This window comes from Serratia sp. CY31944 (assembly GCF_052169175.1).
Classification (GTDB): Bacteria; Pseudomonadota; Gammaproteobacteria; order Enterobacterales; family Enterobacteriaceae; genus Serratia; species Serratia sarumanii.
Map to the genome: position 1 here is coordinate 24,489 of NZ_JBJNLG010000012.1, position 20,742 is coordinate 45,230.

At 61.8% G+C, this 20,742-nt stretch carries 19 protein-coding genes; 10 read left to right on the forward strand and 9 right to left on the reverse strand.

Annotation, left to right across the window (positions count from 1 at the left end):
- Positions 1-4 precede the first annotated feature (4 nt).
- The gene (locus ACJ8IN_RS13690; RefSeq protein WP_047571068.1) at positions 5-1,330 is read left to right on the forward strand and encodes an ATP-binding protein; all 1,326 of its coding nucleotides are present in this window, start codon (positions 5-7) and stop codon (positions 1,328-1,330) included.
- A 75-nt stretch (positions 1,331-1,405) separates the two neighbouring features.
- Here ACJ8IN_RS13690 and crr read toward each other — a convergent pair whose 3' ends face one another.
- From crr to cysZ, 5 genes are all read right to left on the reverse strand, one after another.
- Positions 1,406-1,915, reverse strand: a complete 510-nt coding sequence (crr, locus tag ACJ8IN_RS13695) for a PTS glucose transporter subunit IIA (protein ID WP_004936467.1) — start codon at positions 1,913-1,915, stop codon at positions 1,406-1,408.
- 49 nt (positions 1,916-1,964) lie between these two features.
- Positions 1,965-3,692 (reverse strand): phosphoenolpyruvate-protein phosphotransferase PtsI, encoded by a 1,728-nt coding sequence (gene ptsI, locus ACJ8IN_RS13700; protein WP_004936461.1) that lies wholly within the window; start codon positions 3,690-3,692, stop codon positions 1,965-1,967.
- 46 nt (positions 3,693-3,738) lie between these two features.
- Positions 3,739-3,996 (reverse strand): phosphocarrier protein Hpr, encoded by a 258-nt coding sequence (ptsH, locus tag ACJ8IN_RS13705; protein ID WP_033635455.1) that lies wholly within the window; start codon positions 3,994-3,996, stop codon positions 3,739-3,741.
- A gap of 398 nt (positions 3,997-4,394) precedes the next feature.
- Complete coding sequence (gene cysK, locus ACJ8IN_RS13710) at positions 4,395-5,363, reverse strand: cysteine synthase A (RefSeq protein ID WP_033635454.1); 969 nt, start codon at positions 5,361-5,363, stop codon at positions 4,395-4,397.
- A 185-nt stretch (positions 5,364-5,548) separates the two neighbouring features.
- The gene (cysZ, locus tag ACJ8IN_RS13715) at positions 5,549-6,307 is read right to left on the reverse strand and encodes a sulfate transporter CysZ (protein ID WP_033635453.1); all 759 of its coding nucleotides are present in this window, start codon (positions 6,305-6,307) and stop codon (positions 5,549-5,551) included.
- Between the two features lie 221 nt (positions 6,308-6,528).
- Between cysZ and zipA the strand changes: the two genes are divergently transcribed.
- From zipA to ACJ8IN_RS13730, 3 genes are all read left to right on the forward strand, one after another.
- Complete coding sequence (gene zipA, locus ACJ8IN_RS13720; protein ID WP_041036178.1) at positions 6,529-7,545, forward strand: cell division protein ZipA; 1,017 nt, start codon at positions 6,529-6,531, stop codon at positions 7,543-7,545.
- 79 nt (positions 7,546-7,624) lie between these two features.
- Positions 7,625-9,646: an NAD-dependent DNA ligase LigA gene (ligA, locus tag ACJ8IN_RS13725; protein ID WP_197847020.1), complete on the forward strand. Its 2,022-nt coding sequence runs from the start codon at positions 7,625-7,627 to the stop codon at positions 9,644-9,646.
- Positions 9,646-9,861 carry a DUF3820 family protein gene (locus tag ACJ8IN_RS13730; RefSeq protein WP_004936441.1) on the forward strand — a complete coding sequence of 72 codons (216 nt, stop codon included), beginning with the start codon at positions 9,646-9,648 and terminating at the stop codon, positions 9,859-9,861. The genes ligA and ACJ8IN_RS13730 overlap by 1 nt, the downstream gene beginning before the upstream one ends.
- A 26-nt stretch (positions 9,862-9,887) precedes the next feature.
- On the opposite strand, the gene ACJ8IN_RS13735 is transcribed toward ACJ8IN_RS13730, so the two are convergent.
- Positions 9,888-10,886: a bile acid:sodium symporter family protein gene (locus tag ACJ8IN_RS13735; protein ID WP_048321860.1), complete on the reverse strand. Its 999-nt coding sequence runs from the start codon at positions 10,884-10,886 to the stop codon at positions 9,888-9,890.
- Positions 10,887-10,982: 96 nt separating this feature from the next.
- Here ACJ8IN_RS13735 and ACJ8IN_RS13740 point away from each other — a divergent pair, with 96 nt between their 5' ends.
- A complete protein-coding gene (locus tag ACJ8IN_RS13740) occupies positions 10,983-11,903 on the forward strand; it encodes a LysR family transcriptional regulator (RefSeq protein ID WP_033654986.1) in 921 nt (306 codons plus the stop codon).
- A 1-nt stretch (position 11,904) separates the two neighbouring features.
- Here ACJ8IN_RS13740 and ACJ8IN_RS13745 read toward each other — a convergent pair whose 3' ends face one another.
- Together ACJ8IN_RS13745 and ACJ8IN_RS13750 are read right to left on the reverse strand one after the other, a co-directional pair.
- Positions 11,905-12,372: a FlxA-like family protein gene (locus ACJ8IN_RS13745; protein ID WP_060424418.1), complete on the reverse strand. Its 468-nt coding sequence runs from the start codon at positions 12,370-12,372 to the stop codon at positions 11,905-11,907.
- Positions 12,373-12,424: 52 nt separating this feature from the next.
- On the reverse strand, positions 12,425-12,973 hold the full coding sequence (locus ACJ8IN_RS13750) for a nucleotidyltransferase family protein (RefSeq protein ID WP_033649834.1): 549 nt from the start codon (positions 12,971-12,973) through the stop codon (positions 12,425-12,427).
- A 159-nt stretch (positions 12,974-13,132) separates the two neighbouring features.
- Here ACJ8IN_RS13750 and ACJ8IN_RS13755 point away from each other — a divergent pair, with 159 nt between their 5' ends.
- Both ACJ8IN_RS13755 and ACJ8IN_RS13760 read left to right on the forward strand, forming a co-directional pair.
- Positions 13,133-14,518: an ethanolamine ammonia-lyase subunit EutB gene (locus tag ACJ8IN_RS13755; RefSeq protein WP_049195494.1), complete on the forward strand. Its 1,386-nt coding sequence runs from the start codon at positions 13,133-13,135 to the stop codon at positions 14,516-14,518.
- Positions 14,515-15,153, forward strand: coding sequence for an ethanolamine ammonia-lyase subunit EutC (locus tag ACJ8IN_RS13760; protein ID WP_060424416.1), 639 nt, complete (start codon positions 14,515-14,517; stop codon positions 15,151-15,153). Before ACJ8IN_RS13755 ends, ACJ8IN_RS13760 begins: the two co-directional genes overlap by 4 nt.
- Here ACJ8IN_RS13760 and ACJ8IN_RS13765 read toward each other — a convergent pair.
- Positions 15,132-16,034, reverse strand: a complete 903-nt coding sequence (locus tag ACJ8IN_RS13765) for a LysR family transcriptional regulator (protein ID WP_033635445.1) — start codon at positions 16,032-16,034, stop codon at positions 15,132-15,134. The two genes, ACJ8IN_RS13760 and ACJ8IN_RS13765, sit on opposite strands and share 22 nt — an antisense overlap.
- 451 nt (positions 16,035-16,485) lie before the next feature.
- Here ACJ8IN_RS13765 and budA point away from each other — a divergent pair, with 451 nt between their 5' ends.
- The 3 genes from budA to ACJ8IN_RS13780 all read left to right on the forward strand — a co-directional run bounded on the left by budA (position 16,486) and on the right by ACJ8IN_RS13780 (position 20,712).
- A complete protein-coding gene (gene budA, locus ACJ8IN_RS13770) occupies positions 16,486-17,265 on the forward strand; it encodes an acetolactate decarboxylase (RefSeq protein ID WP_033635443.1) in 780 nt (259 codons plus the stop codon).
- A 32-nt stretch (positions 17,266-17,297) separates the two neighbouring features.
- Positions 17,298-18,983, forward strand: a complete 1,686-nt coding sequence (gene alsS, locus ACJ8IN_RS13775; protein WP_060424414.1) for an acetolactate synthase AlsS — start codon at positions 17,298-17,300, stop codon at positions 18,981-18,983.
- A gap of 142 nt (positions 18,984-19,125) precedes the next feature.
- Positions 19,126-20,712 carry an ABC transporter substrate-binding protein gene (locus ACJ8IN_RS13780; protein ID WP_060424413.1) on the forward strand — a complete coding sequence of 529 codons (1,587 nt, stop codon included), beginning with the start codon at positions 19,126-19,128 and terminating at the stop codon, positions 20,710-20,712.
- Positions 20,713-20,742 lie beyond the last annotated feature (30 nt).

Below are 20,742 nucleotides of genomic sequence, written 5' to 3' on the forward strand. Positions count from 1 at the left end.
TGACATGCGCGGAAGACTGTTCTGGAAAATTTTGCTCGGCTTTTGGCTGACTTTCCTCATCATGACGCAGGCGCTGTGGGTGGCGTTTTCTCTCTATGGCGATCGCTATGTGCCGCCGGAGAACGCCATGGCGCGGCGGGTGATCGGCCTGCAGCTGGCCTCGGCCGCCACCCAGTTGCGCAGCGGTGGCATGCCGGCGCTGGAAGCCCTGATGCGCGACTGGCCCGAGGACGACAGGCGTTTGCTGTCGGTGACGCCGATGACCCAACCGCCGCCGCCCGCGCCGGAAGAACCGGCGTTTGAAGGGCGGCGGATGCCGAAAGAGATCTCTGCCTGGGTGCAGACCGGGGAAGGGCAGGGATACTGGCTGAGTTATAACGTGCGCGGGCTGCGGGAAGAGTATCGGCCGGAGCGGCGTTCCCACTTCTTCAACATTCCTGCGCCGATGCTGTGGGTCGGCGGGCTGGGCGGTTTGCTGTTCAGCGCCGTGCTGGCCTGGAACCTGACCCGGCCGATGCGTCAGCTGCGCGGCGGCCTGGATCGGGTGGCGCAGGGCGATCTCTCGGTGCGGCTGTTCCCGAAGATGCGGCGCCGCCATGACGAGCTGTCCGACGTGGCGCGCGATTTCGACACCATGGCCGAGCGGCTGGAGCTGCTGGTCAGCGCCCGCGAGCAGCTGTTGCACGACGTTTCGCATGAGCTGCGTTCGCCGCTGGCGCGCCTGCAGCTGGCGATCGGCCTGGCGCGGCAGAATGCCGGCAATGTCGAAACCTCGCTCAAGCGCATCGAACACGAGTCGGGGCGGCTGGACAAAATGATCGGCGAGCTGCTGGCGTTGTCGCGTACCGAAAACAGTAGCCTGCCGGACGAAGAGTATTTCGATCTCTATGGGTTAGTGGACGCGGTGGTGAGCGATGCACGCTACGAGGCGCAGGTGCCCGGCGTGGATATCGTACTGCAGGCCGAATCGGACGTGGAGTACACCGTCAAGGGCAATGCGGAGCTGATGCGGCGTGCGGTGGACAACATCGTGCGCAATGCGCTGCGCTTTTCCAGCCACGGCCAGCGGGTAACGGTAGCGCTGACGCGCGTCGATAACCAGTTCCAGATCGCCGTCAGCGATCAGGGGCCGGGGGTCGAGGAGGCGAAGCTGTCGAGCATCTTCGATCCGTTCGTGCGCGTGAAGTCGGCGCTGTCGGGTAAGGGCTACGGCCTGGGGCTGGCGATTACCCGCAAGGTGGTGCTGGCGCACGGCGGCCAGGTTGAGGCGCGCAACGGCGACAAAGAGGGGCTTGTCATTACCCTGCGCATCCCGCGCTGGTCGTCATAACGTAGCGAGATTGGGATACGACGAAGGGGATAAAAAAACGGCGCCGAGGGCGCCGTTTTTCTTGCTCATCCGCGCTTACTTCTTGATGCGGATAATCGGGGTTTCGCCAACGGTCACGCTGCCGGACAGTTTGATCAGCTCTTTGATCTCGTCCATGTTGGAGATAACGACCGGCGTCAGGGTAGACTTGGCTTTCTCTTCCAGCAGTGGCAGGTTGAACTCGATAACGACGTCACCTTTCTTGACGCGCTGGCCTTCTTCGGCGATGCGTTTGAAGCCTTCGCCTTTCAGTTCTACGGTATCGATGCCGAAGTGGACGAACAGCTCAATGCCGCTGTCGGATTCGATAGAGAATGCATGGTTGGTTTCGAAAATCTTGCCGATGGTGCCGTCAACCGGAGCAACCATTTTGTTGCCGGCCGGTTTGATGGCGATACCGTCGCCAACGATTTTTTCAGCGAACACTACGTCCGGCACATCTTCGATATTGACGATTTCGCCAGAAAGGGGAGCGACGATCTCGATAGTGCCCGTGTCTTTCTTGTCATCAGAAACCAGAGATTTCAGTTTATCGAACAAACCCATGATCTTCTCCTAAGCATTAAATTGGGCGGCGTTCCAGTGTCGTGGAAGTTTAGCAGAGCGTTTTTTCTTCGATGAATTTATTGACGCAATTCATCAGGTCTTGTGCCGTTGGCTGTGCCAAGGCCTGCGCTGCCAACGCCTTCACATCTTCGAAATTCGTGTTACGAATAATTTTCTTGATGCGCGGGATTGAAATCGCACTCATGCTGAACTCATCCAGCCCCATGCCCAATAACAACAGTGTAGCACGCTCATCGCCAGCCAGTTCGCCGCACATGCCGGTCCACTTGCCTTCCGCGTGAGATGCATCAATAACCTGTTTGATCAGGCCTAGCACTGATGGGGACATCGGGTTATAGAGATGAGAAATCAGCTCGTTGCCGCGATCTACCGCCAGAGTATACTGGGTTAGATCGTTTGTCCCAATACTAAAGAAGTCGACTTCTTTCGCCAGGTGGTGAGCGATGACCGCCGCAGCCGGTGTTTCCACCATCACGCCCACTTCGATGCTCTCGTCAAACGCCTTGCCTTCTTCGCGCAGCTGCGCCTTCAGCGTCTCGATTTCGCCTTTCAGATCGCGCACTTCCTCCACGGAGATGATCATCGGGAACATGATGCGCAGTTTGCCGAACGCCGAGGCGCGCAGGATGGCGCGCAGCTGGGCGTGCAGGATTTCACGGCGGTCCATCGCGATGCGGATGGCGCGCCAGCCGAGGAACGGGTTCTCTTCCTTCGGCAGATTCATGTACGGCAGGTCTTTGTCGCCGCCGATGTCCATGGTGCGGACGATCACGGCCTGCGAGCCCATGGCTTCCGCCACGGCTTTATAAGCCTGGAACTGCTCGTCTTCGGTCGGCAGCGAGTCGCGGTCCATGAACAGGAATTCGGTACGATACAGGCCGACGCCTTCCGCGCCGTTGCGCTCTGCACCCGCGACGTCGCGCACGGTGCCGATGTTGGCGCAGACTTCAACCTGATGGCCGTCCAGCGTAATCGCCGGCAGGTCCTTCAGCTTGGCCAGATCGTTTTTCTCGGTGATGTATTGGTTCTGGGCGGCTTTCAGCTGATCGATAACGTCAGCGGTCGGGTTAACGTAAATCTGGTTGTTAACCGCATCCAGAATCAGGTAGTCGTCGTTCTTCACCTGCTTGGTCACGTCGCTGGTGCCGACGATCGCCGGCAGCTCCAGGGAGCGCGCCATGATAGAGGTGTGGGAAGTCCGGCCGCCGAGATCGGTAATGAAGCCCAGCACTTTGTCCAGGTTCAGCTGCGCGGTCTCGGACGGGGTCAGATCGGTGGCCACCAGGATCACTTCGTCCTGAATGGAGCCCAGATCGACGATCGGCATGCCCAGAATGTTCTGCAGCAGGCGCTTGCCGATGTCGCGCACGTCGGCGGCGCGTTCTTTCAGATACTCGTCGTCCAGCTCTTCCAGCGCTTTCGCCTGACCTTCGATCACGGTGTAGGCGGCGGCGTCTGCGGAGGCCAGATCGTCTTTGATTAGGGCTATGATTTCCTGCTCAAGCTCTTCGTCTTCCAGCAACATGATGTGGCCTTCGAAGATAGCTTCCTTCTCTTCGCCGAAGGTTTCGCCAGCTTTGGTCTTGATCGCTTCCAGCTGTTCGGACGCTTTCGCGCGGCCGGCCAGAAAACGCGAGACTTCCTGCTCTACTTGATCAGCAGAGATTTTCTTCCGGTTGATGACGATGTCGTCTTCTTTCAGCAAGAGAGCCTTACCAAAAGCGATGCCCGGTGATACTAAAATGCCTGAAATCATAACCCTACCTTACTCTTGACTGGTGTTAACTAAAAAGACGGGCCGATTACTCAAGCTCTGCCATCAGTTTTACCAAGTGCTCAACGGCTTTCTGCTCGTCTTCACCTTCAGCGGAGATTGTCACTACGGTCCCTTGAGTCAGCCCCAGAGTTTGCAGTTTGAACAGGCTTTTAGCGCTGGCGCTTTTGCCGTTGGAGGTCACGGTGATGTCAGACGCGAAGCCTTTGGCTTCTTTAACGAACTGAGCGGCAGGGCGAGTATGCAGACCATTCGGAGCGGTAATAGTAACTTCTTGCTGGAACATTGATGTTTCCCCAACTTATTGGATTAATGTTGTGGAGCTAAAGTTTAGCCCAGGGGCCTGACTTTAGCTTGTCTGGTTATAGCGCCTGACTATGGACAGGGGCGAACGTTGATGCAACAGAAAACGACGCGTTAGGCACTTCAGATCAAAAAACTCGGCTTTAGACGTCGTTCCAATCCGCTCCCCATTATGCCCGATTCGCCGCGTCGGCGACAGATGAGTAAATCGATTCAGCCTTGACTGGGCTCAGGGGGGATTAATTTTGCGCATCGAAATAATGCACCGTTAAATACTAAAGCCGGCGGGCAAAAGCAATCTTGGACTGCTATAAAGTTTGATCCAGTCCACAAAAAAGCACCCCGCAGGGTGCTTTTTTAGCGATTTGTGCAGTGGCGGAATTACTGCTGCAATTCCTGCTCGGTGAACAGATCGGCAAACAGCGCGGTGCTCAGGTAACGTTCGCCGGAAGAGGGCAGGATCACCACGATGGTCTTGTCGGCGAACGCCGGTTCTTCGGCCAGTTTCACCGCCGCCGCGACCGCTGCGCCGGAGGAAATGCCCGCCAGGATGCCTTCTTCGTCCATCAGGCGGCGCGCCATGCTGATGGCCTCGTCGTTGGAGACTTTCTCGACGCGATCCACCAGGTCCAGATCGAGGTTGCCCGGAATGAAGCCGGCGCCGATGCCCTGGATCTTGTGCGGGCCCGGTTTCAGCTCTTCACCGGCCAGCGCCTGGCTGATGACCGGCGAGTCGGTCGGCTCGACCGCCACGGTGGTGATGGCCTTGCCTTTGGTGTTCTTGATGTAGCGGCTGACGCCGGTCAGCGTGCCGCCGGTGCCGACGCCGGAGATGAATACGTCGACGTCGCCGTCGGTGTCTTCCCAGATTTCCGGGCCGGTGGTTTTTTCATGGATCGCCGGGTTGGCCGGGTTGCTGAACTGCTGCAGGATCAGGTAACGGTTCGGATCGGTGGCGACGATCTCTTCGGCTTTGGCGATAGCGCCTTTCATGCCTTTCGCCCCTTCGGTCAGCACCAGATTGGCGCCGAGCGCCTTGAGCAGCTTGCGGCGCTCGATGCTCATGGTTTCCGGCATGGTCAGCGTCAGCTTGTAACCGCGCGCGGCGGCAACGAAGGCCAGCGCGATGCCGGTGTTGCCGCTGGTCGGCTCCACCAGCTCTTTGCCGGCGGTCAGCACGCCGCGTTGTTCCGCATCCCAAATCATATTGGCACCGATGCGGCATTTGACGCTGAAGCTCGGGTTGCGTGATTCAACCTTGGCCAGAATGCGTCCGTTGCCGATACGGTTCAGACGAACCAGCGGCGTATGGCCGATTGTTAATGAGTTGTCTTCATATATCTTGCTCATAGCCCGTCCTTTAACTCTATGAAAATGTGGGGAACATCGAAAGCATACGCTAACAGTACCGGCAGGGAAGTAAAGAATTGGTATATCTATATGTTATTAGGAAATAAGTTTTAAGCACAATGATAAGGGAGCGAAATGCGCCCCCTGTCGAAAATTCCCGCGCTATCGGCGGTAAAAAGCGGCGGTTATCGGACGAACTGTGAGCGGTAGCGATCGACCCACATGGCGGTGGCGCCGCAGACGGCGACCGGCAGGATCACAAGGTTGAGGATCGGGATCATGGTGAACAGGCTGACCAGCGCGCCGAACTGCAGGTTAGCGGGTTTGTGCTGGCGCAAGGCGCGGCGCATGTCGGCAAAGCTCACCTTGTGGTTGTCGAACGGGTAGTCGCAATACTGGATCGCCAGCATCCAGGCGCTGAACAGGAACCACAGCACCGGCGCCACCGTCTGGCCGATGCCGGGCACGAAGTACAGCGCCAGCAGCAGCAGCGCGCGCGGCAGGTAATACATCAACTTGCGCCATTCGCGCGCCATGATGCGCGGCAAATCTTTGGCGATGCCGAGCAGGCCGGTGTCCGGCAGCGGTTTGCCGGTCAGGCTGCCTTCGAGCTGCTCGGCCAGCAGGCCGCAGAACGGCGCGGCGATCAGGTTGGTGATGGTGCTGAACAGATAGCTGAACACCAACAGCACCGAAATGACCGCCAGCGGCCACAGCAGGTAGCTCAACCATTGCAGCCAGTCGGGAACGTGGCTCATCATCGCCGGGATCCAGTCGCCGAGTTGGCTGAACAGCCACCAGAAAGCGGAACCCATCAGCAGCACGTTGACCAGCAACGGCAGGACCACATAGCGTTTAATCCCCGGGCGCGAAATCAGGCGCCAACCCTCGGCGAAATAGTGAATGCCGCTGGTCGAACGGGAAGGGGGCTGCGTATAGGACATATCTTAAGTTATCTCGTTGTCTGAACAGGCATCATTATCATATAGGGATGATTTTCCACTGGCTAGGGTAGGGTTGGCTGAAAAACCAGCAGAAAAAGGCAGTATAATCATCTTTATTGGCATAAAGTTCAGCACGGACTTGCACTTGTGTGCGCGGGCAAATAGAGTTAAAGAGTGAATGTTTGCCGCGGTGGCAATGTATTGGAACAACAGAGATAGCAATGATGCAGGATTTGCGTCTGATATTAATCGTTGTTGGCGCGATCGCCATAATAGCGCTGTTATTGCACGGTCTGTGGACCAGTCGCAAAGAACGGTCAGCGCTCTTCCGCGATCGCCCAGCCAAACGTTCCCAAAAGGAACGTGAACAAACTCCGATCGACGATCTCGAAGAAGGCGTCGGTGAGGTGCGCGTACGCGCCGCTCACCCGCAAGACGAGCCGTCATTCGGCCATTTCGATGCCGCACGCGAAGAACCCGTGGCCGCGCCGAAGCCCGCTCCGGCGGCTGCGCCAGCGCCCCGCGCCGTTCAGCCGGCTGCCCATCAGACGCCGCCTCCGTTGTCTCAGCGGCCGGAGTATGATGACATCCTGCTGAACAACTACGCGCCGGACGAAGAACCGGCCGAACCGCAGCAACCGCAACCGGCCGCGCGCCGTGAGCCGCGCGTCGACGATCTGCCGCATGAACATGAGGCGCCGCAGGTGGCGGAACCGGCATTCCACGCCGAGCCGGCCCCTGTGCAGCCAGCGCCGGAAGTGAAGCCTGCGCCGGAACCTGCACCGCAGCCGGCGGCTGCGCCAATTCAGGCCAAGCTGAAAGAGACCGTGCTGGTGCTGCACGTCGCGGCCCACCAGGGCGGCGTGATCGGCGGCGAAGTGCTGCTGCAGAGCGTGTTGCAGGCCGGCTTCCAGTTTGGCGAAATGGGCATCTTCCACCGCCATATCAGCCCGGCCGGCAGCGGCCCGGTGCTGTTCAGCCTGGCGAACATGGTCAAGCCGGGATCGTTCGATCCTGACATGATGTCCGACTTCTCCACGCCGGGCGTGTCGATGTTCATGATGGTGCCGTCTTACGGCGACGCCAATCAGAACTTCAAGCTGATGCTGCAGTCGGCACAGCGCATCGCCGACGACGTGGGCGGCGTGGTGCTGGACGACGAGCGCCGCATGATGACGCCGCAGAAGCTGGAAACCTACAAAGCGCGCATCCGTGAAGTGTTGGAAAACAACGCCTGACCGGGTTGCCGCGCGCACAGAACATCCGTAACAACAAAGCCCCCGCTAGCCGGGGGTTTTTTATCTTTGATGGTGAGCCATGGAATCGATAATCCAACAAATCAATCAACTACGAGCCACACTGCGCCATCATGAATACCAGTATCATGTGCTGGATGCGCCGGAAGTGCCGGATGCGGAATATGACCGCCTGATGCGCGAACTGCGGGAACTGGAGAGCGCGCATCCTGAGTTGGTCACCGCCGATTCACCGACCCAGCGCGTGGGAGCTGCACCGCTGGCGGCGTTTGACCAGGTGCGCCACGAAGTGCCGATGCTGTCGCTGGACAACGTGTTCGACGAAGAAAGCTTCCTAGCGTTTTACAAGCGCGTGCAGGACAGGCTCAAAAGCAGCGATCCGCTGACCTTCTGCTGCGAGCTGAAGCTGGACGGCCTGGCGGTCAGCCTGCTGTACGAAGACGGTGAGCTGGTGCGCGCGGCGACGCGCGGCGACGGCACCACCGGCGAAAACATCACCTCCAACGTGCGCACCATTCGCGCCATTCCGCTGCGCCTGACCGGCGACAACATCCCGCGCCGGCTGGAAGTGCGCGGGGAAGTGTTCATGCCGCAGGCCGGTTTTGAACAGATGAACGAAGAAGCCCGGCGCAAAGACGGCAAGGTGTTCGCCAACCCGCGCAACGCCGCCGCCGGCTCGCTGCGCCAGCTCGATCCGCGCATTACCGCCAAACGCCCGCTGACCTTCTTCTGCTACGGCGTCGGCCTGCTGGAAGGCGGCGAACTGCCGCGCAGCCACTTTGAGCGCCTGATGCAGTTCAAGGCCTGGGGCCTGCCGGTCAGCGATCGCGCCCAGCGCCGCACCGGCAGCGAGGAAGTGCTGGCGTTTTATCGCCAGGTCGAGCAGGACCGCGCGCAGCTCGGTTTCGACATCGACGGCGTGGTGATCAAGATTGACGATATCGATCTGCAGGAAACGCTGGGCTTCGTGGCGCGTGCGCCGCGCTGGGCGACGGCGTTCAAATTCCCGGCGCAGGAGCAGATCACCGTAGTGCGCGAAGTGGAGTTTCAGGTTGGCCGCACCGGCGCGATTACGCCGGTGGCGCGCCTTGAGCCGGTGCTGGTGGCCGGGGTGACCGTCAGCAACGCCACCTTGCACAACGCCGATGAAATTGAGCGTTTGGGGCTGCGCATCGGCGATACGGTGATCGTGCGCCGCGCCGGCGACGTGATTCCGCAGGTGGTGGGGGTGCTGGAAGACCGGCGGCCACAGGATGCGCGCGAAGTGGTGTTCCCGCTGCACTGCCCGGTGTGCGGCTCAGACGTTGAGCGCGTGGAAGGCGAGGCGGTAGCGCGCTGCACCGGTGGTCTTATCTGCGGCGCGCAGCGCAAAGAGGCGTTGAAGCACTTCGTTTCCCGCCGCGCGCTGGACGTTGAAGGCATGGGCGACAAGATCATCGAGCAGCTGGTGGACAAAGAGTACGTGAAGAACCCGGCCGATCTGTTCCGCTTGTCCGCCGGCATTCTGACCGGCCTGGATCGCATGGGGCCGAAATCGGCGCAGAATCTGGTCAATGCGCTGGAGAAATCCAAGCAGACCACCTTCGCCCGTTTCCTGTATGCGCTGGGCATTCGCGAGGTCGGCGAAGCGACCGCCGCCAATCTGGCGGCGCATTTCGGATCGCTCGAGAAGCTGTTCGCCGCCGATATCGAGGCGCTGAAAGAGGTGCCGGACGTCGGCGAAGTGGTGGCCAAACACACCCGCAATTTCCTTGATGAAGCGCTCAATCAGCAGGTGATCAACGAGCTGGTGGGCGCCGAGATCGGCATTCACTGGCCGGCACCGGTGGTGGTGGTCGCCGAAGAGATAGACAGCCCGTTCGCCGGCAAAACCGTGGTGCTGACCGGCTCGCTGAGCCAGCTGTCGCGCGACGAGGCCAAAGATCGCCTGACGGCGCTGGGCGCCAAGGTCAGCGGCAGCGTGTCGAAGAAAACCGATTTGGTGATCGCCGGCGAAGCGGCCGGCTCCAAGCTGGCGAAGGCGCAGGAGCTGGGTATCGCCGTGATCGACGAAGCGGAAATGATCCGCCTGCTGAGTGACTGATGGAAAAGGAAAACCTGCTGGAGATCGCCAATACCGTGATGCCGTTCGGCAAGTACCAGGGGCGGGTACTGATCGACCTGCCCGAAGAGTACCTGCTGTGGTTCGCCCGCAAGGGCGAATTCCCCAAAGGCAAGCTCGGCATGCTGATGGAGATGACGCTGGCGATTAAAATCGAAGGGCTTGACCACCTGGTCAAGCCGCTGAAGAAAAGTTGAACTGACGGGCCCCGGCCCGTCTTTTTTTACCCGCGCGACGCCTGCGCGTTGGCGTTGGGTACCGCCTGTTGCGCCCGCTGCTTGCGCTGATACCTTTTCGCCAGCACCGCACAGGTCATCAGCTGCACCTGATGGAACACCATCAGCGGCAGCACCATGATCCCCACCGTCGCCGCCGGGAACAGGATATTGGCCATCGGAATGCCGTTCGCCAGGCTCTTCTTCGAGCCGCAGAACACGATGGTGATCTCGTCCGCCTTGCTGAACCCCAGCCAGCGCGCCATGTAGGTGTTCACCACCAGCACGATCGTCAGCAGCACGATGCTGCCGCCGACGATAAACGCCAGCGAACCGATCCCCACCTGATGCCAGATGCCGTGCGTCACCGCCTCGCTGAAGGCGGCGTACACCACCAGCAGAATCGAGGTCTGGTCGGTTTTGCCGATCAGCGGGCGATGACGCTCGATCCAGCCGCCGATCAGCGGCCGCAGCAGGTGGCCGGCGACGAACGGCACCAGCAGCTGCAGCACGATCGAGCCCACCTGCCGCAGGCTGCCGGTATCGCCGTGCACGTTCATCAGCAGGCCGACCAACAGCGGCGACACGAAGATCCCCAGCAGGCTGGAGGCGGAGGCGCTGCACACCGCCGCCGCCACGTTGCCGCCCGCCAGCGAGGTGAAGGCGATGGCCGACTGCACGGTGGCGGGCAGGATGCACAGGTAGATGAAACCGGCGTACAGCTCGGGGCTGACGTCGATCGGCGCCCACCAGGCGAACAGCATCCCCAGCGCCGGAAAAATGATGAAGGTGCTGAACATCACCCACAGATGCAGCCGCCAGTTATTGCTGCCGGCCAGGATGGCCTCGCGCGACAGCTTGGCGCCGTGCATGAAGAACAGCAGGGCGATGGCGGCGATGGTCAGGGCGTTGAGCCAGCCGACGAACTCGCCGCGCGCCGGCAGGAAAGAAGCCAGCAGCACGGTGGCGATCAGCGTCAGGGTAAAACGATCGGGCAGGAATCTCATGGCGATGCGCTCGGGTAGAAAATCGTTGGGGCTATTCTCCCGCGTGGGCATATAATAATTAAATTGATTTATTTAATTCATCTATGAATAAAACACATGAATTACTCACTCAAACAGCTGCGGGTGTTCGTCGCTGTCGCCCGCCACGGCAGCTTCAGCCGCGCCGGCGAGGCGATCGGCCTGACGCAATCGGCGGTCAGCCACAGCGTGAAAGAGCTGGAGGCGGAGGTCGGCGTGCGCCTGCTGGATCGCACCACGCGTGAAGTGGTGTTGACCGACGCCGGCCTGCGGCTGGCCAACCGGGTCGAACGGCTGCTGGACGAACTGCAGGCCGCGTTGCTGGATGCGCGCAGCTTTGGCGTACAGCGCAGCGGCACGGTGCGGGTGGCGACCAGCCAGACCATTTCCGCCCACCTGATGCCGCAGTGCATCGCCGCCGGCGAGCGTGAATACCCGGAGATCCGCATCATGCTGCGCGATCAGGCGCAGCAGCAGGTGCTGCACAGCGTGCGCAACGCCGAGGTGGATTTCGGCATCGTGGTCGATCCGGTGCAGGCGGTGGATCTGGAGTGCGAAGCGGTGCTGCATGAACCGTTCCTGCTGCTGTGCCGCGACGACCACCCGTTTGCTGCGCAGCAAGAGGTGCGTTGGTCGGCGTTAAACGGCTGCCGCCTGGTGTTGCAGGATTACGCATCGGGTAGCCGGCCGTTGATCGACAGCGCGCTGAGGCAGCAGGGCGTCGAGGCGCAGGTGGTGCAGGAAATCGGCCATCCGGCCACGCTGTTCCCGATGGTGGCGGAAGGGATTGGCATCAGCATTTTCCCGGCGTTGGCGCTGCCGTTGCCGGAAGGGGGGCGGCTCCGGGTGCGGCGGCTGGTGCCGGAGATCAATCGCGCGCTGATGCTGGTGCGGCGCAAGAACCGCTCGCTGACGCCGGCGGCGGAGGCCATCTGGCAGGTCGCGCGTCAGCAGGCGGCGCTGCTGCACCAGCGCCGGCAGGAAAACGCGGAATATTGATTCAGATATAGACGTCCACCGCGTTGAGCGGCGTCGGGCGGTTTACGCCGTCGCCGGCTTGCGCCGCGGCTTTCTTCATTTGCTCCTGCTGCTGCTTTTCCATTTCTTCTTTCTGGATGCGCGCGATCTCGGCCTGCAACATCTTGATCTGCGCTTCAATCAGCTGCTTTTGCTTCTCGATCTCTTTGGGATCGGCGCTGGAGTCCTTCAGCTCCACCAGCTTTTGCTGCAGGGCCTGAATCTGCCGGTTCAGCGCCTTGATGCGCGCCGAGGCGCGGCTTTCGTTGAGATTTGCCGGTTCGTCATTGCCGTTGGCACCTTCGCTTTTCTTCGCCTTGCCGCCTTCCGGCTGGTTGTTGACCGGTTTGGCCATCAGCAATTCGCCCTGATGGCCCGGCGCGCTGAAGACGTTGCTGACGCCGGGAACGGTATTTTTGATCGGTACGATCATGGTGATGCTGGTCGACATGGATGCTCTCCCTGAGTCGGTATATCGCTGTTCAGGGTATCGGCAGCGGCGGCTAAATCTTTACCTGCCGCAGGCGCGGCCAGCGCTGCAGCCAGCCTTTGTCGAGCACGCGCTGGGCATAGGCAGCGCGATCGCCGTTTTTCACGTTGAAGGTGATGGTGTCGCCGAACAGCGCCGCGAGCCCGAAGGGAGCCACCAGCGTGAGGCTGTCGTCGGCGTTCAGGCGCGCGCCGATCGCCGTTTCCACTTCGGTCCAGAAGCTGATGGCCTCTTCGCTGTTGCGGTAAGGCGCCCGGCCGCCGCGCAGATGCATGCGCGCCTGATTCTTGACCGACCACGGCTGCGGCAGCCATTGCTGCAGCCGCGCCTCCAGCATGCGATCGCGCTCGGCGTCCGCACGCTCCGCATCGAAGTGGATCACGTCGATATCGTTGAGCGGCGTGGGCTCCACATAGCCGTGGCGCCGATCCCAAACCAGATTGCGTACGAAGCCGGCGCCGAGGCACCAGTCATTCAGGCCGAGCCGGCGCACGGTGCGCAGGGCGGCCATGCGCGCGTCATCTTGTTGCAGCCAGTCGATAATTTGCCGTTGCGGATCCATCACCCCTCCTGTTTTCGCGGCTACTGTAACCCGAAGCGGCGGCGGGTGAAATGGCAGGAAGCGCGATGACGGCGATCGCAGGCAAATTAATTTTCTTCTCTCACTGACTACACTTGGTGCAGGGCTTTTATCTCGTCACTCGGGGCAAGGGAGGGGGCTATGTATCAGGCAACGGTGGGCCAACGCGGCTATCGCTTCGGCGATCTGCGTCAGCTGATGGCGAAGGCTTCGCCGGCGCGTTCCGGCGATTATCTGGCGGAGGTGGCGGCGCACAGCGCCGAAGAGCGCATGGCGGCGCGCATCGCGCTGGCGGACTTGCCGCTCAAGGCATTCCTGCAGCAGGCGCTGGTGCCGTACGAACAGGACGAGGTGACGCGCCTGATTATCGACGGCCACGATGCCGCCGCCTTCGAGCCCATCTCGCACCTCACGGTCGGCGATTTTCGCGACTGGCTGTTGAGCGAGCAGGCGGACAGCGCCATGCTGGCGCAGGTGGCGGCCGGCATCACGCCGGAGATGGCGGCGGCGGTGAGCAAGATCATGCGCAATCAGGATCTGATTTTGGTGGCCAAGAAGTGCCGGGTGGTGACGCGCTTTCGCAATACGATTGGCCTGCCGGGCCACCTCAGCGTGCGGCTGCAGCCCAATCACCCGACCGACAGCCTGCAGGGCATCGCCGCCAGCATGCTGGACGGCCTGTTGTACGGCAGCGGCGACGCGGTGGTCGGCATCAATCCGGCCAGCGACAGCCTGCCGCTGCTGGAAAAGCTCAACTACATGCTGGACGACGTGATCCAGCGCTTTGCCATTCCCACCCAATCCTGCGTGCTGACCCACGTGACCAACACGCTGCGGCTGATAGAGCGCGGCGCGCCGGTGGATCTGGTGTTTCAGTCGATCGCCGGTACCGAAGCGGCCAACCGCGGCTTCGGCATCAGTTTGGCGCTGCTGGCGGAGGCGCAGCAGGCGGCGCTGAGCCTCAGGCGCGGCACGCTGGGCGACAACGTGATGTATTTCGAAACCGGGCAGGGCAGCTGCCTGTCGGCCAACGCCCATCACGGCGTCGATCAGCAAACCTGCGAGGCGCGCGCCTATGCGGTGGCGCGCCATTTCTCGCCGCTGCTGATCAACACCGTGGTAGGGTTTATCGGCCCCGAATACCTGTATGACGGCAAGCAAATTATCCGCGCCGGGCTGGAGGACCACTTCTGCGGCAAGCTGCTCGGGCTGCCGCTGGGCTGCGACGTCTGCTACACCAACCATGCCGAAGCCGATCAGGACGACATGGACACGCTGCTGACGCTGTTGGCCGCCGCCGGGTTAACGTTCCTGATCGGCGTGCCGGGCGCGGACGACATCATGCTCAACTACCAAAGCACGTCGTTCCATGACGCGCTCTATATCCGCGAGCTGCTGGGGCTGAAGCACGCGCCAGAGTTCGCCGCCTGGCTGGCGGCGATGAACATCACCGACGAACGCGGGCGGCTGCGCGATGCCGCCGCCAATCATCCGCTGTTGCTGGCGCTGCAGGGAGAACGCACATGAGCAAACCGGTTCACGCCAACAGCTGGGACGCGCTGCGCGCCTTTACCGATGCGCGCATCGCGCTGGGGCGCACCGGTGCCAGCCTGCCGACCGACGAACTGCTGCGCTTCGGCCTGGCTCATGCCCAGGCGCGCGACGCGGTGCATCAGCCTTTCGACAGCGAGCGGCTGGCGGCGGATCTGCACGATGCCGGTTGGCCCACGCTGGCGGTGCACCGCCAGGCGCTGCCGCTGCTGCAGGCGCTGCGGCCCTATCTCGATACGCTGGGGCTGACCGTTGCGCCGGTGGTGCTGGCGCATCAGGCGCGGGTGGCGCTGGGGGATGAGATCGGCGAATGCCTGCAGGCCCGGGCGGTGGCGGTGCTGATCGGCGAACGGCCGGGGCTGTCGTCGCCGGACAGCCTGGGTGTCTATATGACCTGGGGGCCGAACGCGCGCAGAACGGACGCCGAGCGCAATTGCATCTCCAACGTGCGCCCCGAGGGGCTGGATTACCCGCAGGCGGCGTTCAAATTGGCCTGGCTGCTGGAGCAGGCGTTCCAGCGCCGGCTGACCGGCGTCGAACTGAAAGACGAGAGTGACAACCCGGCGCTGCGCGGCCGGGTAACGCCGCTTTACCCCCAGTTGGGCGGCTGACCGAGGGTTTGCTGCAGCAGGGCGGTGAAGGCCGCCAGCCGGGCGGACACCTTCGCCATCGGGCGCAGCAGATAGATGCCTTGCTGCTCATGGCGCGGATCTTCCAGCATCTGCACCAGTTGCCCGTGCTGCACGTCAGGCCCCACCACCCAGTTGGGCAGAAAGGCGATGCCGAGCCCGAGCAGCGCGGCCTGGCGCTGCGCGGTGAAGTCGTCGCAGCGCAGCGCCATGGTGCAGCGGTTCATCAGCGCCGCGTCGAGGATCTGCGCCCAGCAGGCCGGCTGCTGCTTGTGGTAGCGGGCGATCAGCCGATGCTGCGGCAGCGCTTCCAGATCGGCCGGCAGGCCATAGCGGGCGACGTAGGCGGGGCTGGCGCACATCACCCAGCGTTGGGTGGCGATGCGGCTGGCATACAGCGCGCTGTCCTTCTGTTCGCCGATGCGGAGGGCGGCGTCGAGCCGCTCCTGCGTCGGATCGGTCTGGCGTTCGGTCAGATCGAGGTCGACCGACAGCTGCGGGTAGCGTTCCGCCAGCGTCGGCAGCAGCGGCAGCACATAGGTTTTGCCGAAAGTTGGCAGGCAGCTGATGCGCAGCGTGCCCTGCGGCGTTTCGTTCAGCGCGCTCAGCTCGGCGCGAAGGCCGGTGATGTCCGTCATCAGCGCGGCGGCGCGCGTCAGCAGCAGTTCGCCGGCGTCGGTCAGCAGCAGGCCACGGGTGGAGCGCACGAACAGCGCGGCGCCGAGCGCGCTTTCCAGAGCGTCGATGTGGCGCACCAGCGAGGAGGGCACCATGCCCAGCCGGCGCGCGGCGGCGGAAAAGCTGCCCAGGCGGGCGACGTCGAGAAAAATTGGCAGATGTTCTACATAGCGGGCGTCATTCATTTTTGCATTATATGCAAAAGCGTTTCTTATGAATACCCGCTTCTCTGCCGACGGCGCGGCGGCTACTCTGGCTGCGGGTTGATGACGGGCTTCGGCGCCGTCCCATCCCGGCCGCATAGAGAGAAAACGCATAAAACTCGCGGCGCTTAGCACCAAATAGCAGATGTTTTTCCCAGGCCGCGTGAGCCGCCTGCGGAGTTGATTGCCGCTCCAACACCAGATTAACCGTTCAATTTGATAACCGGTTCAGTCTTAATGATTAGTAAGCCTTTACTTTATCTCATTCTGATCTGATGCCTGGTTATCGGCCGGCCAGCCGTGCCGGTTTTTTTGTCTCCTCAGGCTGAATCGTTCCAACTGATGAACGCGCCTTGGGGGGCATCTTGGCTCACCGTCGGTGGGTCTTTTGAACGCGCGGAACCGCGGTTTCGCGCTGGTGGAGGAGTCAGTCATGAACGAAAAACACGGGTGTGCCTGTGCGCGCCATTTGGCGCAGGGTTTTGCCAGGCAGTCGATCAACGCCGGGGAGGGCGAAATCTATCAAATCTCGCTGATGAGCGCGCTCATCGACGGGGTCTACGAGGGTGAAACAACTATTGCCGAGCTGCTCAAGCACGGCGATTTCGGCCTCGGCACCTTCAATCACCTGGATGGCGAACTGATCGCTTTCGACCAGGAAATACACCAGCTGCGCGCCGACGGCAGCGCCCGGCCGGCCGGCCTGCAACAGCAAACCCCCTTCGCCGTCGTCACCTTTTTCCAGCCCAGCGTCAGCCAGCAATTCGACCGGCCGATCACCAAGGCGCAACTGCACCAGTGCATCGACGAGCAGGTCGCCTCGCCGAACCTGTTTTGCGCGGTGCGGGTCGACGGCGAGTTCAGCCACGTGGAAACCCGCACCGTGCCGCGCCAGGAGCGGCCCTACCGCCCGATGCTGGAGGCGATAGAAGAGCAGCCGACCTTCTCGTTCCATCAGCGGCGCGGCACGCTGGTTGGTTTCCGCTCGCCGGATTACATGCAGGGCATCGGCGTGGCCGGCTATCACGAACACTTCGTTACCGACGACCGTAGCGGCGGCGGCCACGTGCTGGACTACCAGCTCGATCATGGCCGTCTGCAGTTCGGCGTCATCACGCGTCTCAATCTTCAGTTACCGCATGATGCGGATTTTTTGCGCGCCAATCTCTGTCCAGAGGATTTGGATCGCGCGATTCGTTCCGCCGAGGGCTAACCCCGGCGATCGTTTTCTTAGGAGGTGGAACCATGGCACAGGAAAAAACAGGCAATGACTGGCAATGCGGCGCCGATTTGGTGGTGAAAAACCTGGAAGCGCAGGGCGTCAAACACGTTTTCGGCATTCCGGGCGCCAAGATCGACCGGGTGTTCGACTCGCTGGAGGACGCGCCATCGATTGAAACGGTGGTGGTGCGGCATGAGGCCAACGCGGCCTTTATGGCGGCGGCGGTCGGCCGCTTGACCGGTAAGGCCGGGGTGGCGCTGGTCACCTCCGGGCCGGGCAGCTCCAACCTGATCACCGGGCTGGCCACCGCCACTTCGGAAGGGGACGCGGTGGTGGCCTTCGGCGGGGCGGTGAAGCGCGCCGACAGTCTGAAACAGACGCACCAGAGCATGGATACCGTCAGCATGTTCCGGCCGGTGACCAAGTATTGCGCCGAAGTGCATGCCGGTTCGGCAATTTCCGAGGTGATCGCCAACGCCTTTCGCCGCGCCGAGTTCGGCCGGCCGGGGGCGTCGTTCGTCAGCCTGCCGATGGATATCGTCAATGAACCGGTCAGCGCGCCGGTGCTGGCCGGCTGCCGCTTGCCGCGCATGGGGGCCGCCGCGGCAGACGACATTCAGGCGGCGGTGAAACTGATCCGGCAGGCCAAATGCCCGGTATTGCTGCTCGGCCTGCAGGCCAGCCGGCCGGAGAACAGCGAGGCGGTGCGCCATCTGCTGTACCGCACCCATATGCCGGTGGTCGGCACCTATCAGGCGGCGGGGGTGATCGACGTCAACCACTTCGCCCGTTTCGCCGGCCGCGTCGGCCTGTTCAACAACCAGCCGGCCGATCAGCTGTTGCAGAAGGCCGATCTGGTGGTCAGCGTCGGCTATGATCCGATCGAATACGATCCCTGCATGTGGAACAGCCACGGGCGGCTGAAACTGGTGCACATCGACGTGCTGCCGGCGGATATTGACACCTGCTATCGGCCGGACGTCGAGCTGGTGGGCAACATCAGCGCCACGCTGAACATGATGACCGAAACGTTCACTGAGGCGGTCTGCGTGCCGCCGGAGGTGGAGCTGATCCTCACCGATCTCGGCCGCCAACGCACTGAACTGGCGGAGCGCGCCGCCCGCCGCGGCGGCATGCCGATCCACCCGCTGCGCATTGTCAAGGAGCTGCAGGACATCGTCAGCGACGACGTAACCCTGTGCGTGGACATGGGCAGCTTCCACATCTGGATCGCCCGCTACCTGTACAGCTTCCGCGCCCGTCAGCTATTGATCTCCAACGGTCAGCAAACCATGGGGGTGGCGCTGCCGTGGGCCATCGGCGCGGCGCTGGTGCGCCCCGGCGATAAAGTGGTGTCTATCTCCGGCGACGGCGGGTTCATGCAGTCGAGCATGGAGCTGGAGACCGCGGTGCGGCTGAGAAACAACATCGTGCACGTCATCTGGGTCGATAACGCCTACAACATGGTGGAGATGCAGGAAGTGAACAAATACCAGCGCAAATCCGGCGTGGAGTTTGGGCCGATCGACTTCAAAGCCTACGCGGAATCCTGCGGCGCGGTCGGTTTCGCCGTGCAGTCGGTGGACGATCTGCGGCCGATGCTGCGCAAGGCTATGGCGATCCAGGGGCCGGTGGTGGTGGCCATTCCGGTCGACTACGCCGACAACTATAAGCTGATGGCGCAGATGAACTTCAGCCAGATGATTTAATTTCACCATCCTCGCGCCGTTTCACCGGGCAGGCCGCATGCGCGCCTGCCCGTTTTTATGCGCGGAATTTGTCCTTTACATCGCTAACCGCATGATTTATTGCTAACCGTTGGGCTGTTTTTTCACCACTGGGGATAGCGCAATGAAAAGAAAAGCAATAACGATCGGGCTGCTGGCGTTGGCGATTGCCGGCGGCGCGCGGGCCAATACGCTGGTCTACTGTTCCGAAGGCTCGCCGGAAGGCTTCAACCCGCAGCTGTTCACCTCCGGCACCACGGTGGACGCCAGTTCGGCGGCGATCTACAACCGGCTGGTGGACTTCAAACCCGGCACCGTCGAGCTGCAACCCAGCCTGGCGGAAAGCTGGGAGGTGAGCGAGGACGGCAAGCGCTATACCTTCCACCTGCGCAAGGGCGTGGCATTCCAGAGCAATAAATATTTCACGCCCACCCGCGATTTCAACGCCGATGACGTCATCTTCTCGTTTATGCGGCAAAAGGACGCCAACAACCCGTATCACAAGGTCTCCAACGGTGCCTACACCAACTTCGAGTCGATGGAGTTCGGCACGCTGATCGACCGGATCGTCAAGGTGGACGACAACACCGTGCGCTTTGAGCTCTCCCGCGCCGAGGCGCCGTTCGTCGCCGATCTGGGCATGTACTTCGCCACCATATTATCGGCGGAATATGCCGACGCGATGCTGAAGGCCGGCACGCCTCAGCGGGTGGACAACGATCCGATCGGCACTGGGCCGTTCCAACTGGTGCAGTATCAGAAAGACGCGAAAATCCTCTACAAGGCGTTCGATCGTTACTGGGAAGGCAAACCGAAGATCGACCGGCTGGTGTTTTCGATCACGCCGGATGCGACGGTGCGTTACGCCAAGCTGCAAAAGAACGAGTGTCAGGTGATGCCGTTCCCCAATCCGGCGGATCTGGCGCGCATGCGGCAGGACGGCAACCTTCAGGTGATGGAAAAATCCGGCTTGAATATCGGCTTCCTGGCGTTCAACACCCAGAAGAAACCGTTGGATAACGTCAAGGTGCGCCAGGCGTTGGCGCTGGCGGTCAACAAGCCGGCGATCATCGAGGCGGTGTTCCACGGCGCCGGCCAGCCTGCCAAGAACCTGCTGCCGCCGACCCAGTGGGGCAGCAACGCGCAGCTTGAAGATTACCCGTATTCGCCGGAGCGGGCGAAGCAGCTGTTGCAGGAGGCCGGGCTGGGGCAGGGGTTCGACATCGATCTGTGGGCGATGCCGGTGCAGCGGCCCTATAATCCCAACGCCAAACGCATGGCGGAGATGATCCAGGCCGACTGGGCCAAAATCGGCGTGCGCGCCAAAATCGTCACCTTCGAGTGGGGCGAATATTTGCAGCGGATTAAAAACGGCGAGCACCAGACGGCGCTAATGGGCTGGACCACCGCCAACGGCGATCCGGACAACTTCTTCGGGCCGCTGTTCACCTGCGCTTCGCTCGGTGGTTCGAACTCGGCGAAATGGTGCTATAAACCGTTCGACCAGCTGATCCTGCAGGCGCGCGAAGAGAACGATCATGCCAAGCGGGTGGCGATGTACCAGCAGGCGCAGGTGATGATGCACGATCAGATGCCGGCGCTGATGATCGCGCACTCGACCATCTTCGAACCGGTGCGCAAGGAAGTGAAAGGCTACGAGATAGACCCGTTCGGCAAACACATCTTCAAGCAGGTATCGCTGGAGAAATAAAGCAGGGCGCCGCGGCAATGCGGCGCCCAA